Source organism: Acetobacter senegalensis (assembly GCF_001499615.1).
In the GTDB taxonomy this organism is placed as follows: Bacteria; Pseudomonadota; Alphaproteobacteria; order Acetobacterales; family Acetobacteraceae; genus Acetobacter; species Acetobacter senegalensis.
In genome coordinates, this window is the sequence record NZ_LN606600.1 from 666,317 (window position 1) to 679,900 (window position 13,584).

At 60.9% G+C, this 13,584-nt stretch carries 16 protein-coding genes; 9 read left to right on the plus strand and 7 right to left on the minus strand.

Annotation, left to right across the window (positions count from 1 at the left end; all coding sequences use genetic code 11):
- Positions 1 to 36: 36 nt before the first annotated feature.
- Both ASN_RS02880 and ASN_RS02885 read right to left on the minus strand, forming a co-directional pair.
- The gene (locus tag ASN_RS02880) at positions 37 to 978 is read right to left on the minus strand and encodes a glycosyltransferase family 9 protein (RefSeq protein WP_058989081.1); all 942 of its coding nucleotides are present in this window, start codon (positions 976 to 978) and stop codon (positions 37 to 39) included.
- A 20-nt stretch (positions 979 to 998) separates the two neighbouring features.
- Complete coding sequence (locus ASN_RS02885) at positions 999 to 1,916, minus strand: tetratricopeptide repeat protein (RefSeq protein WP_231948337.1); 918 nt, start codon at positions 1,914 to 1,916, stop codon at positions 999 to 1,001.
- A gap of 108 nt (positions 1,917 to 2,024) precedes the next feature.
- Here ASN_RS02885 and ASN_RS02890 point away from each other — a divergent pair, with 108 nt between their 5' ends.
- From ASN_RS02890 to ASN_RS02915, 6 genes are all read left to right on the plus strand, one after another.
- The gene (locus tag ASN_RS02890) at positions 2,025 to 3,287 is read left to right on the plus strand and encodes a glycosyltransferase family 4 protein (protein ID WP_058987148.1); all 1,263 of its coding nucleotides are present in this window, start codon (positions 2,025 to 2,027) and stop codon (positions 3,285 to 3,287) included.
- Between the two features lie 45 nt (positions 3,288 to 3,332).
- Entirely contained in the window at positions 3,333 to 4,154 is an 822-nt protein-coding gene (locus tag ASN_RS02895) for an NAD kinase (RefSeq protein WP_058987149.1), read from the plus strand.
- Positions 4,155 to 4,236: 82 nt separating this feature from the next.
- On the plus strand, positions 4,237 to 5,232 hold the full coding sequence (locus tag ASN_RS19150; protein WP_058987150.1) for an OmpA family protein: 996 nt from the start codon (positions 4,237 to 4,239) through the stop codon (positions 5,230 to 5,232).
- A 32-nt stretch (positions 5,233 to 5,264) separates the two neighbouring features.
- Positions 5,265 to 6,326 (plus strand): hypothetical protein, encoded by a 1,062-nt coding sequence (locus ASN_RS02905; RefSeq protein WP_006559967.1) that lies wholly within the window; start codon positions 5,265 to 5,267, stop codon positions 6,324 to 6,326.
- Between the two features lie 2 nt (positions 6,327 to 6,328).
- A complete protein-coding gene (locus ASN_RS02910) occupies positions 6,329 to 7,309 on the plus strand; it encodes a peptidoglycan -binding protein (protein ID WP_006559968.1) in 981 nt (326 codons plus the stop codon).
- Between the two features lie 211 nt (positions 7,310 to 7,520).
- Positions 7,521 to 8,555 carry a TraB/GumN family protein gene (locus tag ASN_RS02915; protein ID WP_231948339.1) on the plus strand — a complete coding sequence of 345 codons (1,035 nt, stop codon included), beginning with the start codon at positions 7,521 to 7,523 and terminating at the stop codon, positions 8,553 to 8,555.
- A 168-nt stretch (positions 8,556 to 8,723) separates the two neighbouring features.
- On the opposite strand, the gene rnhA is transcribed toward ASN_RS02915, so the two are convergent.
- The 3 genes from rnhA to ispH are packed head-to-tail and all read right to left on the minus strand — an operon-like array spanning position 8,724 to position 11,198.
- A complete protein-coding gene (rnhA, locus tag ASN_RS02920) occupies positions 8,724 to 9,212 on the minus strand; it encodes a ribonuclease HI (RefSeq protein ID WP_058989083.1) in 489 nt (162 codons plus the stop codon).
- Positions 9,202 to 10,176, minus strand: coding sequence for a homoserine kinase (locus ASN_RS02925; RefSeq protein WP_058987151.1), 975 nt, complete (start codon positions 10,174 to 10,176; stop codon positions 9,202 to 9,204). The genes rnhA and ASN_RS02925 overlap by 11 nt, the downstream gene beginning before the upstream one ends.
- A 20-nt stretch (positions 10,177 to 10,196) precedes the next feature.
- Positions 10,197 to 11,198 (minus strand): 4-hydroxy-3-methylbut-2-enyl diphosphate reductase, encoded by a 1,002-nt coding sequence (gene ispH / locus ASN_RS02930; protein ID WP_006559972.1) that lies wholly within the window; start codon positions 11,196 to 11,198, stop codon positions 10,197 to 10,199.
- Here ispH and ASN_RS19425 point away from each other — a divergent pair.
- The 3 genes from ASN_RS19425 (at position 11,197) to ASN_RS20120 (ending at position 12,037) form a co-directional block, all read left to right on the plus strand.
- A complete protein-coding gene (locus tag ASN_RS19425) occupies positions 11,197 to 11,367 on the plus strand; it encodes a hypothetical protein (RefSeq protein WP_006559973.1) in 171 nt (56 codons plus the stop codon). The two genes, ispH and ASN_RS19425, sit on opposite strands and share 2 nt — an antisense overlap.
- An 80-nt stretch (positions 11,368 to 11,447) precedes the next feature.
- Entirely contained in the window at positions 11,448 to 11,681 is a 234-nt protein-coding gene (locus ASN_RS20115) for a hypothetical protein (protein WP_231948340.1), read from the plus strand.
- Between the two features lie 2 nt (positions 11,682 to 11,683).
- Positions 11,684 to 12,037 carry a hypothetical protein gene (locus ASN_RS20120; RefSeq protein WP_231948342.1) on the plus strand — a complete coding sequence of 118 codons (354 nt, stop codon included), beginning with the start codon at positions 11,684 to 11,686 and terminating at the stop codon, positions 12,035 to 12,037.
- Positions 12,038 to 12,377: 340 nt separating this feature from the next.
- Here the strand turns inward: ASN_RS20120 and ASN_RS02940 are convergent, their stop codons facing one another.
- On the minus strand, positions 12,378 to 12,557 hold the full coding sequence (locus ASN_RS02940; RefSeq protein WP_006558300.1) for a CsbD family protein: 180 nt from the start codon (positions 12,555 to 12,557) through the stop codon (positions 12,378 to 12,380).
- 374 nt (positions 12,558 to 12,931) lie between these two features.
- Entirely contained in the window at positions 12,932 to 13,540 is a 609-nt protein-coding gene (locus ASN_RS02950) for a TetR/AcrR family transcriptional regulator (protein ID WP_058987153.1), read from the minus strand.
- Positions 13,541 to 13,584 lie beyond the last annotated feature (44 nt).

Below are 13,584 nucleotides of genomic sequence, written 5' to 3' on the forward strand. Positions count from 1 at the left end.
GCCAGACCACGCTGACAGGTGTCTCAAACAAGCCTCTTAATGACGCCACGCGAGCGCGGCTGCAACCCTATCAACAGAAAGTAGAGCCAGATCGCGCACAGAAAGCACACAAACCTGCCCCGGCGCGGCCCCTAAAGGCGCGGTAAGGGCCGGATTGCTCTCGGCAGAGAACAGCACCACACAACGGCACCCCATCAGGGCGGCCACATGCATGGGGCCAGTATCATTCCCCACTGCCACTGCGGCACGGCCCAGAACACCGGCCAGATCGGGCAGGCTGGTCTGGCCGGTCAGATCAAGGGCTTGCGGGCATAACTGGTGGATCATTTCGGCAAGCGGTTTATCCGCCGCGCCCCCCACCACCACGGGCAGAAGCCCCTGCGCCACCATTTTCTGCGCCAGTTCTCCGTAACGGCGCGCAGGCCAACGCTTGGCAGGCCGATGCGGCGCAGCTCCGGGCACCAGCACAGCGTAAGGGGATGGAAGATGCGGCCCTCTTCCGGCCAGCCAGCTTACATCCGGCTGCACAGGCATATCCTCAATCCCGGCCATGCGCAACTGATCACGCTGGCGGGCGCGCGTGTGCATGTCATCCCGCCATGGATTGGCATGAGCCAGTGCGGCGCGCGCCACATGGCCTGACCACTCCGGCCGGCCCGCCAGCCAGAAATACCGGGCCGTGCGGCCAGAGGTCTGAAGATCATAAACCCGATCATACCCGCGCAACTGCCCGCGCAGGGCCATGACCCCTTTCAGGTTGCGCCAGCGGGAACGGGCATCCACCTCGACCGCGTCAAACCACGGCGCGAGCCTGCCCAATTCTGCAAACGGTCGCGTGGTCAGGAGCGTGATATGAGCACCCGGGTGCGCCTGCCGAATGGCCTGAAACGGACCAAAGCTCTGCACAAAATCTCCCAGCGCGCCTAGCCGGATCACCAGAATGCGCTCTGGCTCCGTCTTCTGTGGCCCGCCCCGCATGACACCCTGCCCTTGCGTTTTCACGGAGACTCCGCATCCGCAGCATCAGGGTCTGCCGCCAGCACAGCCAGATCCTGCCGGGCCAGATCGGCCTCGTGCCCATCCGGGGCCAGATCGAGCACACGCTGCCAGTCTGTCCGTGCGCCCACGGCATCGCCCACCTGCTCGCGGATGATCCCTTCCTCAAGCAGGGCAGCAGGGTTTTCTGGCGCACGGGCAAGGGCACGGGCCACATGCTCCCGCGCCTTGTCCAACTGGCCGCATCGCCGCTCGGCCGAGGCAAGAAGCACATAAGCCTCTGCTCCCGCTGTGGGGGTATGCGCCACCAGTGCGCCCAGTTCCGCCACCACCGCCTGCGGGTTGTTCAGTTCCAGCAAGGCCCGCGCCTTGGCCACACTCAGCGCCTCATCTCCGGGGCGAATGGCAAGGGCGTAATCCGCCACCCGCACTGCATTCTGCGGCATCCCGGCGGCAAGCCACGCATCCACGGCTTCTACCGCCATGATGGCCCGCACACTGGCCGAACTATCCGGCCCGGAAAATGGCTCCTTGGTCACCAGATCATCCAGTTCCTGCGCGGCTGTCTGCTCATCCCCCAGTTCAATCAGCGCCAGAGCATGGCAGTGCCGGGCTGCGCGATCTCCCCCATGGTGCAGCCAGTCCTGCGCGTAATCCCGTGCGCCAAACGGATCTTCCCCCACCATGGCCAGACACGCGTCAGCCGTCCATGCAGCCGCTGCATGCCCTGCCCCGGTAGAGGCGGAGCGGTCACCTGCCTGCCCCGGAGACGCCGCACGAGGTTGTTCATGAACATGGAGGGTGCTGAGGGTTTTATCCGCCTGCGGCAGGGCGCGGGCTGGCTGGGCCACCAGCAACAGCCCCAACCCCAACGGCACGCACAAGGCCGAACCACGCACGGAAAAAGACAAATCAGACATCACACCCGCCATAGGGAAACAAGCCTGCGTACCGGTCAACCCGCAACTTGGCAACGCAGGCACACTGCGGAGTGGTCTGTGGCGTGAAAACCATGCTAACAGCCGAACATGACTAATCCGCCATCTTCTCCCGTTATCCTGCAAATCCTGCCTACGCTGAATCAGGGTGGGGTAGAACGGGGCACGCTGGAAATGGCGGATGCCATCACCCAGGCCGGGGCAAAAGCGGTGGTTGTCAGCGCCGGGGGGCGGCTGGTGCCCGCGCTGGAGCGGCTGGGGGCCACGCATATCATGCTGCCAACCTGTGGCAGCAAGAACCCGCTTATTATCATGCGCAATGCCCGCCATCTGGCACGCATCATACAGGAGCATCAGGTCTCTCTTGTTCATGCCCGCTCCCGCGCGCCAGCCTGGGTGGCACGGCTGGCGTGCCGCCGCACGGACACACCGTTTGTCACCACCTGGCATGGCGTGCATGCCAACTCTTTTCCCGGCAAGAAACGCTATAACGCCGTTCTGGCCGCAGGGGACCGTGTGATCGCCATCAGCCGCCATATCGGCCAGCGGCTGGCGGAGGAGTATCATGTGGGGCCAGACCGGCTGCGCGTTATTCCCCGTGGCGCGGATATCCGGCAGTTCAGCCCGGAAGCCGTAAGCGGCCAACGTGTCCATACCCTCAGCGAGGCATGGGCGCTTCCGCCAGATACGCCCGTTATTCTGATGCCCGGCCGGCTGACGGAGTGGAAAGGCCAGCGGTTTCTGCTTGATGCCCTCGCCCGCCTGAAAAAACAGACCTCAACCCTGCCGTGGTATTGCGTGTTTGCAGGCTCCTGCCCCGCCAAAAGCAGCTACGGGCAGGAACTGGCCACCTATGCCGAGACGCTGGGCCTTGCCGAACAGGTGCGTTTTGCTGGCCATTGTCAGGACATGCCAGCGGCCCTCGCACTGTCAACCGCTGTGGTCATTCCGTCCCTGCGGCCCGAACCCTTCGGGCGTGTGGTGGTAGAGGCCCAGGCCATGTGCCGCCCGGTGATTGTCACCAGCCATGGTGCCGCGCTGGAAACCGTGCAGCACGGCATGACGGGCCTGAGTGTGCCGCCCGGTGATACCGAGGCCCTGGCAGATGCGCTGTCCGCCGTGCTGCATGCCACGCCAGAAGGACGGCTGGCCATGGGGCAAGCCGCCCGCGCCATGGTGCTGGAACACTACACCACCCTGACCATGCAGACCGCCACCCTTGCCGTATATGATGACATTCTGGGCACCTGCCTGGCTGAACAGTTCGCCCTCCATGTGGCGGAAGCCCAGTGGCAGGCGGAAGCGGAGAAAAATGCGTTCCCCCTCCTTCACCCCACCGCCGTTGCAGGATAAGGAAAACCCTTTGTTTTCCGCACAATCAGCCTTGGGGCGACTGCCATGACCTTCAGCCCGATCCCGGCCCAGCCGCCCTTGCCTGCTGCACAGGATGTTCCGACCCGCATTGCCTTCATGGCCGCCCCCACCGAGGCCGCGCGCCATGAATTTGACCGTCTGGCCCGCCAGTATGGCAACGTGCACCCCGGCGAGGCCGAAGTGATTGTGTGCCTGGGGGGCGATGGCTTCATGCTGGAAACCCTGCGCGTGGTGCTGGAAGAAAACCTGAAGGTGCCGGTGTATGGCATGAACTGCGGCTCCGTCGGGTTTCTGATGAACCCCATGCTGGAGGAAGATCTGCCCCAGCGGCTGGCCACCACCCAAGCGGCCCAGTTGCACCCGTTGCGCATGAAGGCCACGCAGGTTTCTGGCGAGGTTTTTGAAGCCCTTGCCCTGAATGATGTGTTCCTGTTCCGCCAGACACGGCAGGCTGCCAAACTGCGGGTGGATGTGGATGGCATGGTGCGCATGCCCGAACTGATCTGTGATGGCGCACTGGTGGCCACGCCTGCAGGCTCCACCGCCTATAACCTTTCCGCCCATGGGCCCATTGTGCCATTGGCGGGCAATATGCTGCCGCTAACCCCCATCTGCCCGTTCCGCCCCCGGCGCTGGCGGGGCGCGCTACTGCCCTCTACCGCGCATGTGGGCTTCACCATTCTGGAACATGAGAAACGGCCCGTTGCCGCCGTGGCAGATTCGATCGAGATCCGGGATGTTGTGTCCGTTCATGTGCATGAAGATCGGAGTTTGGCCGTAACCGTGCTGTTTGACCCCGGCCAGACCCTTTCTGAACGCATTACGGCCGAGCAGTTCTCAGCCTGATGCCGCATATTCGCCCCTTTGCGGGCGGAAAATGCGTTCACCCATTCCACCCGGCCTCTTTTCTGGTTTAGTCTTGCCCGTAATGCAGAGCACCCTTCTCCCATCGCCGCGTCTCGCTGCGCTGTGCGCCCTCCTCCTGCTGCCCGCCGCTGGCGCGCAGGCTCAGGTTGTCACCAATTCTCAGGCGCTGGATGCTCTGGGCGGCGCCCCCGCACAGCAGGCCGCCCCCGCGACCAAAACACCGCAGGCTCCGGCGCGTCCCTCCGCCGGGCACCGGCCTGTGGCGCAAAAGCCGGTCATGCAGCCGCCACTCACCAGCGCCCCTGCAGCACCATCCCAGCAGACGGCTCCGGCTACGGCAGGCACCCAGTCATCCGGCCGCACCAACAGCAGTTCGGTCTCCAAAACCACCCAGCCTGCCCAGCCGCAGACCACACCCTCAACTGGCACTGGCACTGGCACGCAAGGCCACGCTGCCTCACCGGGACACACAAGTTCCTCTGTTCCAAACAGCGGGCAGGCGACCGGAGCAACCACCGCGCAACCAGCGGCAGGACGGACAACAGGGCAGAGCGCCACACAAGCAGGCAAGCCTAGCAACGGCGATGTACCGCCCTCACCCACCATTCCGCCTGCGCCACCGCCGGAACCCACCCTGACCCCGGCCCCGCCGGATATCGAGATCCACCCCTTCCCCGTGCCGCCGCAGCCTGCGGTTGATCTGAACGCAAAGGGTGCGGTCACCACTATTCCCGGCGGCGTAAGGCTGACCTTTGCGCCGGGCTCTTCCGCCCTGAACCCGGAGACCCATCAGGCCATTCTGGCGTTTGGGCAGCGTCTGTCTGACAAACCCCATGTCCGCGCACTGATTGATGTTTACAGCTCCGGCGCTGCGGATGATCCCTCCCTGCCGCGCCGCATGGCGCTGGCGCGCGGGCTGGCGGCCCGCAGCGTGCTGATGAATGGCGGCACGCCCTCCACCCGTATCTATCTCCGTGTGATTGGTGTGCCCAAAACACCCGCTCCGGATGGCGTGCAGGATTACATGGACATTTATCAATCTGACGCCGTCCCCTGACGATTCCCCTCTAAAAATCGGAACCGAAGAGCATGACCCGTCCTACACAGTATCTGTTCAGAATGATCGGGTTCCTCGTCTGCGTGGCGCTTGTGGCCGCCACGCTCTGGCGGCCCCTGCGGGATGCCTTCTTCAGCAACCCTCTGCTTGACGGCCTGATTCTGGGCATTCTGGCCGTGGGCGTGGGCTGGAACATGATGATGGTCCGCCGCCTGATGCCGGAAGTGCGGTGGGTGGAAACCATCCGCCAGTCCCGCGCCGGGCTGACAACTGCCCCCGCACCCCGCCTGCTGGTGCCACTGGCCACAGCGCTGGGCTCCCGTCCTGATCATCGCGGGCAACCCATTGCGCTCTCCACACCGGCCATGCAGGCCGTGCTCGATTCCGTCTCCGGCAGGCTGGATGAAGGGCGTGAAGTCTCCCGTTACATGACGGGCCTGCTGATCTTTCTGGGCCTTTTGGGCACCTTCTATGGCCTGTTGCTGACAGTGGCCGCCATTGCCGATGTAATTGCGGGCATGTCCGTTGGCAGTGGGGATCTGGACGCCATGTTCGGGCAGCTTAAAACCGGGCTGGCCAAACCGCTGCACGGCATGAGCACGGCGTTTTCCGGCTCTCTGTTCGGGTTGGCGAGTGCATTAGTGCTTGGGTTTCTGGACCTGACGGCAGGACAGGCCCAGAACCGCTTTTTCAACGAACTGGAAGAATGGCTGGCCGAACAGACCCGCTTTGGCGCGACAGGCTCCGCATCGGCCCCCGCCACGGAAGGCGGTGCGCCCATTCCCGCCTATATTCAGGCCCTGCTTGAACAGACAGCGGAAAATCTGGAATCCCTGCAAAATCTGGTGCGGGTGAGTGAAGCCCGGCGCGAGAAGGAAAGCGCTGTTCTAAGCAAACTGTCTGACCGGCTGGAAGGCACGGCCACCCAGACGGAGACCCTGCACAATATTGAACGCCTGCTGCAAATACTGGTGCAGACTTCAGAAGAAGGCCGCACCCGCATGACAGCGGATTTGCGGAATGATCTGCGCGTGCTGGCCCGCACCATTGCGGCCGCGGCCGATAACGCGCCTCATACCCCGAAAGCACCCTGACCATGGCCCGCCGCCGCAGAAAACTGCATGCCGGCCTGGATGCATGGCCCGGTTATGTGGATGCCCTTTCCACCCTGTTGATGGTGGTTATTTTTGTGCTGCTGGTGTTTGTGATGGGGCAGACCCTGCTCTCCGCAGCGCTCAACCGGCGTGAGCATGTGCTGGAAAAGCTGGAGGGACAGGCAGCCGAACTCTCCCGCCAGCTTGATACGGAACACGCCCGCAACCATGCGCTGAGCGATACCGTAACCGGCCTGCAAACCCAGCACCAGAAAGATGCCTCAGCCCTGGCCGCTGATGCCGCCGCCATTGAAAACGCCAAAAAAACAGCCGATGCCGCCACGGCCCTGACCGTGGCCGATCAGGCACGCATCACCCAGTTGGATGATACGCTGACAGACCTCAACGCTCGCCTGGCCGCCTTGGGTGAGGCGCTTGATGTCTCGCAAAAAAACGTGCAGGCGCGTGATGCCAAAATTACGGATCTGGCCGCAAAACTGAATACGGCACTGGCGAACAAGGTGACGGAACTCAGCCGTTATCGTTCGGAATTTTTTGGCCGCCTGCGGGATATCCTGCACAACCAAAAGGGCGTGCATGTGGTGGGAGACCGCTTTGTCTTCCAAAGCGAGGTGCTCTTTCCCGTTGGTAGTGCTGATCTTTCTGCTGAGGGCAGGAAGGAAATCACCACGCTGGCGCATACGCTCAAAGAGGTGACAGCCCATATCCCGGCAGATATCCCATGGATTCTGCGTGTGGATGGCCATGCAGACCGGCAGCCCATTCACACTGCCTTCCCCAGCAACTGGGAGCTTTCAAGTGCGCGCGCCATTACCGTGGTCAAGCTGCTGGTGGCGGAAGGGATTGACCCGCACCGTCTGGCGGCCACCGGCTTTGCGGACTACCAGCCGCTCGACGCCCAGAACACGCCAGAAGCCTACGCCCGCAACCGCCGTATTGAATTCCGCCTGACAGACCGCTGAGAAGCGGCCTGCACATGCAGGAACGGATGCCAACAGGCAGAACCCGCCGCAAAGAGCGTTAGCCCAAACAGCCTGTTAGTCGTCTCTGCCTCCAACACACACGAGGCAGAGGCATAAAATAAAGTTTTCACACAGTTCTTTCGCGCATCTGGTATTTCAACAGGATACACACTCAACAGTGTCCTTATCTCTGAGCCAGAATAGGTTTTTTATGAGATCCCTTTCAAAGCGCACCGTTATTACAGCTGTTCTTTCAGTCACCACCCTTTTCAGCACCGGCATGGGCCTTCATTCCTCCGCAGCATGGGGGCAAGCCGCCACGCCGCCGCCAGCCGCATCATCCTCCTGCCCTGTCGCTGCGCACATGCCCTCTGCCCCAGAACTCAAGGACATTGCCCGCACGGCCACAGACCGGGGGTTTTTATGGCAGGTGACCAGCGACGGTCATTCCTCTTGGTTGTATGGCACCATACATGCGGCCAAGCTGAACTGGGCCTTTCCCGGCCCCCTCATACGGGCAGCCCTCCGCCAGAGCGACACCATTGCCGTGGAGCTCTCCCTGTCTGATCCCGCCACCTTGCAGGTATTACGCGATAAAGAAGACCCTGCCCGCCTTCAACATCTTGTTGAAACACACCGCAAGGCCCGGCTGGATGAGATTGCCGCACAGCAATGCCTGCCGCCTCATGCGTTTGATGCGCTTGCCACAGGAATGGAAGCTGCCGCTCTTGTTTCCCTCAGTGGCCGCAAGGATGGGATTTATCCTGATTACGCCATTGATTCCGTCATACAGGGATATGCCCGTTCCGTACACAAACCCATTGTGCCGCTTGAAACAGCCACTGCCCAGCGGCAGTTACTGCTTGGGACCACCGCAGCAGAAGAAGATGCCCTGATTGATGACGCCCTGCATGATCTCAGCTCTGATACAGGCCGTAAGGAGCTATTGGCCATAGCCACCATGTGGGCCAACAGTGACCTGAACAAACTTGAGCATTATCGGGAGTGGTGTGACTGCTTGAAGACCACGCAGGAAAAAGCCCATACCAAAGCCATGCTGGATGACCGCAATATAGAAATGGCAAAGAAAATCATCCAGATGCACACCAGCGGCCATAAGCTGTTTGTGGCGGTCGGTGCCCTGCATATGAGCGGCCCTAACGGCCTGCCCGCCCTGTTGAGCAAGGAAGGGTTCAAGGTCACGCAGATAGTACCCGCACCATCAGCGACAGCAAGCCAGCTTTAAAGGCCATATGGAGAATCAGCGCGTCAGAACCGCGAGGGATTTCGAGTCTGAAAAGGCGGATTTGATCAGATGCTGCGGGTCTGGCTGGACGAAAATCCAGTGCGTTCAGCCGCAAAAGGACCCGCTTCATACTCCCCTGAAAGACGCTTCACGCTGTCTTTCAGATTTTCAGGAGAGCGTTTCTTCAATCAGCTTGCGGGCTTCCGTGGCCAGAACGTCCACACGCTCGTTTTCCGGCACGCCGGAATGGCCTTTCACCCAGTGCCAGGACACATCATGCTGTTTGGCGGCATCCAGCAGCCTGCGCCATAAATCCATATTGGCAACCGGATCACCCGAAGCATTGCGCCAGTTGCGACGCACCCAGCCCGTGTGCCAGCGGGTAATGCCGTTGCGCACATATTCGCTGTCCGTGTGCAGGCGCACCACACAGGGGCGCTTCAACGCTTCCAGCGCCTCGGCTGCGGCGGTCAGTTCCATGCGGTTGTTGGTGGTTTCCGCCTCCCCGCCTGAAAGCTCCCGCTCCGTGCCCTTGAAGCGCAGCAGCACACCCCAGCCGCCAGGGCCTGGGTTCGGGCGGCACCCGCCATCCGTCCAGATTTCCACCACATCTTGCGTGGCTTCTGGCGCATTTGCCGGTGCGTTTTCAGACGCCATATCCATCCACATTCTCCGTCGCCAGATGGAAGCGTAGCCGCTTGAGGTAATCCAGCGGGTCTTTGGGGGTTACCAGCGCATCCGCCGGGGTATTGATCCAGTCGTACAGCCGCGTCAGCAAAAAGCGCATGGCGGCACCCCGGGCCAGAACAGGCAGGGCCGCAAGTTCCGGCGCGCTTAACGGCCGAATATCCTGATATCCCTGCAAAAGCTGGCGGGCAAACGTCACGTTAAAGGAGCCATCTACCTCAAAGCACCAGGCGTTCAGGCAGATGGCAATATCGTAGGCCAGAATATCCGTGCAGGCGAAATAGAAATCAATCAGGCCGGAAACGCTATCATGCAGAAAGAACACGTTATCCGGGAACAGATCAGCATGAATCTGCCCGCGCGGCAGGTCCGGGTTGCCGTCACGGCCCGGCCAGAGGGGCAGAATATGGGCAAAAGCGGCATCAAGCTCTGCCTCCAGCCCCCGCTGAACGGTTTCTGCCCCACTGCGGCAGGAATTCAGCAATGGCTGCCACGCCGCAGGCCCAAGGCTGTTGTGCCGCACGGGAGCGTAGCTGCGTCCGGCCTCATGCAGTTGGGCCAGCGCCCGCCCCAATGGGCGACAATGGCAGGTGCGGACCTTACGGGGCCACACGCCGGGCAGAAAAGTGGTAATGGCGGCAGGACGGCCCGCCAGTGTTTTCAGAGTGGTGCCTGTTTTATCTGCCACAGGTTGCGGGCAGGTCACCCCCTGCACCGCCAGATGCTGCATCAGGCCGAGAAACCAGGGAAGTTCACGCACATTCACCCGCTTTTCATACAGGGTGAGAATAAAATCCCCCTGTGTGGTGCGCAGTTGAAAGTTGCTGTTTTCCACCCCTTCGGCAATGCCCCGGAAGGCAACCAGCCCCCCGATGGCATAGTCAGCAAGAAACGCCTCAAGCGCCTCGTCACTCACATCCGTGTAAACGGCCATATAGCAGCAGCAGCCTCTTTTTAACCGAGCGGGGCCGGCAGACGGAAGGTCACGTTTTCTTCCTTCACCGTGCGTTCATCAATGCACAGCGTGTACCGCTTGGCCAGTTCCGCCACCATTTCCTGCACCAGCGCTTCCGGCGCGGAAGCCCCGGCCGTAATGCCCAGCGTGTCCACGCCTTCCAGCACGGACCAGTCCAGCGCGTTCAGGCGCGGCACCAGCAGCGCACGGGTAGCGCCAGAACGTTCCGCCACTTCCCGCAACCGCTGAGAGTTGGAGGAGTTGGGAGAGCCGATCACGATCACCAGATCACATTCCGGCGCAATGGCCTTCACGGCTTCCTGGCGGTTGGTGGTGGCGTAGCAGATATCCTCACGCCGGGGGCCTTCAATCAGCGGGAACCGCTCACGCAGGATATCCACAATTTCCGCCGTATCATCAACGGAAAGGGTGGTCTGGGTGATAAAGGCCAGACGGGAAGGATCAGCAGGCTGCACGCTGCGGGCTTCATCCGCATCATTGATCAGCGTCACGGCACCCGGCGGCAACTGGCCCATGGTGCCCACCACTTCCGGGTGGCCCGCATGGCCAATCATCAGAATATGGCGGCTTTCCGGGCCACCACCGGCAAAGTGGCGCTCCGCTTCACGATGCACCTTGGACACCAGCGGACATGTGGCATCCAGATACAGCAGATTGCGGCGCTCAGCTTCAGCCGGAACGGTCTTGGGCACACCATGGGCGGAGAACACAACATGGCCATCGGGCGGAACCTCATCCAGTTCCTCCACAAAAATGGCGCCCTGGGCTTCCAGCTCTTCCACCACCGTGCGGTTGTGAACAATTTCATGCCGGACATATACCGGCGCGCCATAACGGCGGATGGCTTCCTCAACCACACGGATGGCGCGATCGACCCCGGCGCAGAACCCGCGCGGGCCAGCCAGAAGCACTTTAAGAGATTTGCCATGAGAGGCCGTGGCGGTCTCTGCTGTGGCAAGGGTTTGAGTTTGATCGGGCATGGTGTTCCCCAAACTTGCGGCGGACGGTATAGAAGAAGTGGCTATGACAAAGCATATTGAAAAAAGGCTATGCCCGAAACCCGGAGAAGGCACGGTAACCGTGCGCATGGCCTACGCAAAGCGCGGGGCGGATGCAAGCCGTTTTCGGGCATCGGAGCCCCACGTTTGATAGGTGTGTCTGTCTTTAGTCCTTTTTTGGTCCTGTTTTCTGCCTGTTCAACCCTTTAACTGATGAGCCCGGATTCGCACATGCCGCATGACCTTTCCCACCCACACCGCCTGCTACCGCGCGTTGCGCTGTCCGGCTTTGTGGCACTTGGCCTGCTGACCGCACTGGCCGGATGTGGAGATGAAGAAAGCCAGTCCGTCTCATTCGCGCCCAGCTGCCCGCTGACCCATATCCCCCCGAAGCGGCGGATTACTACCAGTATGAAGGCAAAACCTTTACCTTCCCGCATCTGGTCACACGTGCCAGCATTCTGAAGTTGCAGGGTGATTGTCTGGCCGCAGGCCGCAAGGACCTGCAAACCCGAATCGCGCTGCGGTTTGTGGTCAGCCGTGGCATGGCCGCGCATGATGGCACGGTCACCCTGCCGTGGTTCATTGCCGTGGTGCATGGCGATAAAATTGTAAACAAGCACGTGTTCCACCACACGTTCCAGTTCCCGGCCAATCTGTCCAGTTACACCACAGATACGCATGTGGTGACGGTTGATCTGCCCATTCCGCCCAAGAACACGGAATCCGACTACCGCTTTGAAGTGGGCTTCCAGTTGACCAAGGACCAACTGGATTACAATGAAACACACCTGAAAAAAGTGGACTATCAGGCCTACTAAGGCCCAATACCACCAAACCGTACCCTGCCTGAAAAAGGAGGATACGGTTTGCTGCTGTGCCTGAACACGCCCCTCCTGCCGCCAACGCCAACAAGAACGCCCTGATCTTCCCTCTATTGTGGGACAGGGCAATAGGGCGATAGGGCGATAGGGCGATAGGGCGATAGGGCGATAGGGCGATAGGGCGATAGGGCGATCCGCTAGGGTTTATGCGCGTGGCAAGCAAGCCAACAGTGCGCCCCATCAGCAGATAAATATCCCCGGAAGAGAAGCCTCTCCCTCACAAAAAAAGAGCGCCCTTACAGAGCGCTCTTTCCTCACCATTCTCTGATGAAATCACTCAGAGATCGTTGATTTTCCCTTTGACTGTGCCTTTGGCGTTTTCGGCCTCGCCTTTGAGCTTCTGCGCTTTGCCCTTGATTTCAAGCTCCTTGTCGTTGGTCACTTTCCCAACGCCTTCCTTCACAGAGCCCACAACCTTGTCAGCGGCACCTTTTACTTTGTCAGAAAACTCACCCATGGATGCTCTCCTCAATACTGGTGGGGCTGATCAAACCAGCCCCTTCATGGATGATAACGCGCCATGGTCTGCCAGGTTCAGCGTCCCCCGCCGTTCCGTGCCGCCGCTCCCTGACCCCAGCCACTTTTGCGTGACTACGTGGCCTCACAAGAACGACCTGTGAACACGCAACCACCCCGATTATCACCAGAGGAAACGTGCCTCACGCAGAGCAAGCGCCTCGCCAATGGGACGCATATATGCCGTAGGAATTTCCAGCGTACCCGCCAGTACATCAGGCACCAGTTGGCTTTTAATCGTGGAGAAAATTTCGGCCACGCACCGCAACAGAAGCCACTCTGAAAGAGACGGATGAGAAGGAGCCGCAGAACCTCTCACTCTCCGCAACACACGCCATCCAGCAGCACGTCCAGAGCAGCACGGATCGGTTCCGGTCCGACCTTCTCTTCAAGAAGCTGACCATTGATAGCCAGCATGGCCAGACCATGCACCTGCGCCCAGCTTGCGGCCGCCAGCGCATTGATGGCAACCGGACGGAAGCTCCCGCTCCGTTGGCCCTCTTCCAGCAGGCGCAGAAGAATCCCGAATGTGTTCATGGCGGCGTCATGCAAGTTGGGGTCCGCTGCCTTGTCCGCATCGGAACTGAACATCAGACGATACAGACCGGGGTTATGGAGAGCGAATTCGATGCACGCCTGCGCACCCGCAACAAATTTTCCACGCATAGCCCCACGGGCGGAAGCCGTTGCCTCGGCCATGGTCTGCCCTAGCCGTTCAAAACCAATTCGCGCCAGTTCACGCAGCAGAACGTCTTTGTCACGAAAGTGCTTGTAGGGTGCAGCATGGCTCACCCCCGTGCGCCGCGCCACTTCCCGCAATGTGAAGGCCCAGTTCTGATCCGTAGCCAGCATGGCAAGCGCTGTCTCAATCAATGCGCGGCGCAGATCACCATGATGATAAGGGCGCTCTTTTATGTCACTCATTCGTGAGGTCCATGTTTACACAAGAAACTTTCATTGACACTCAA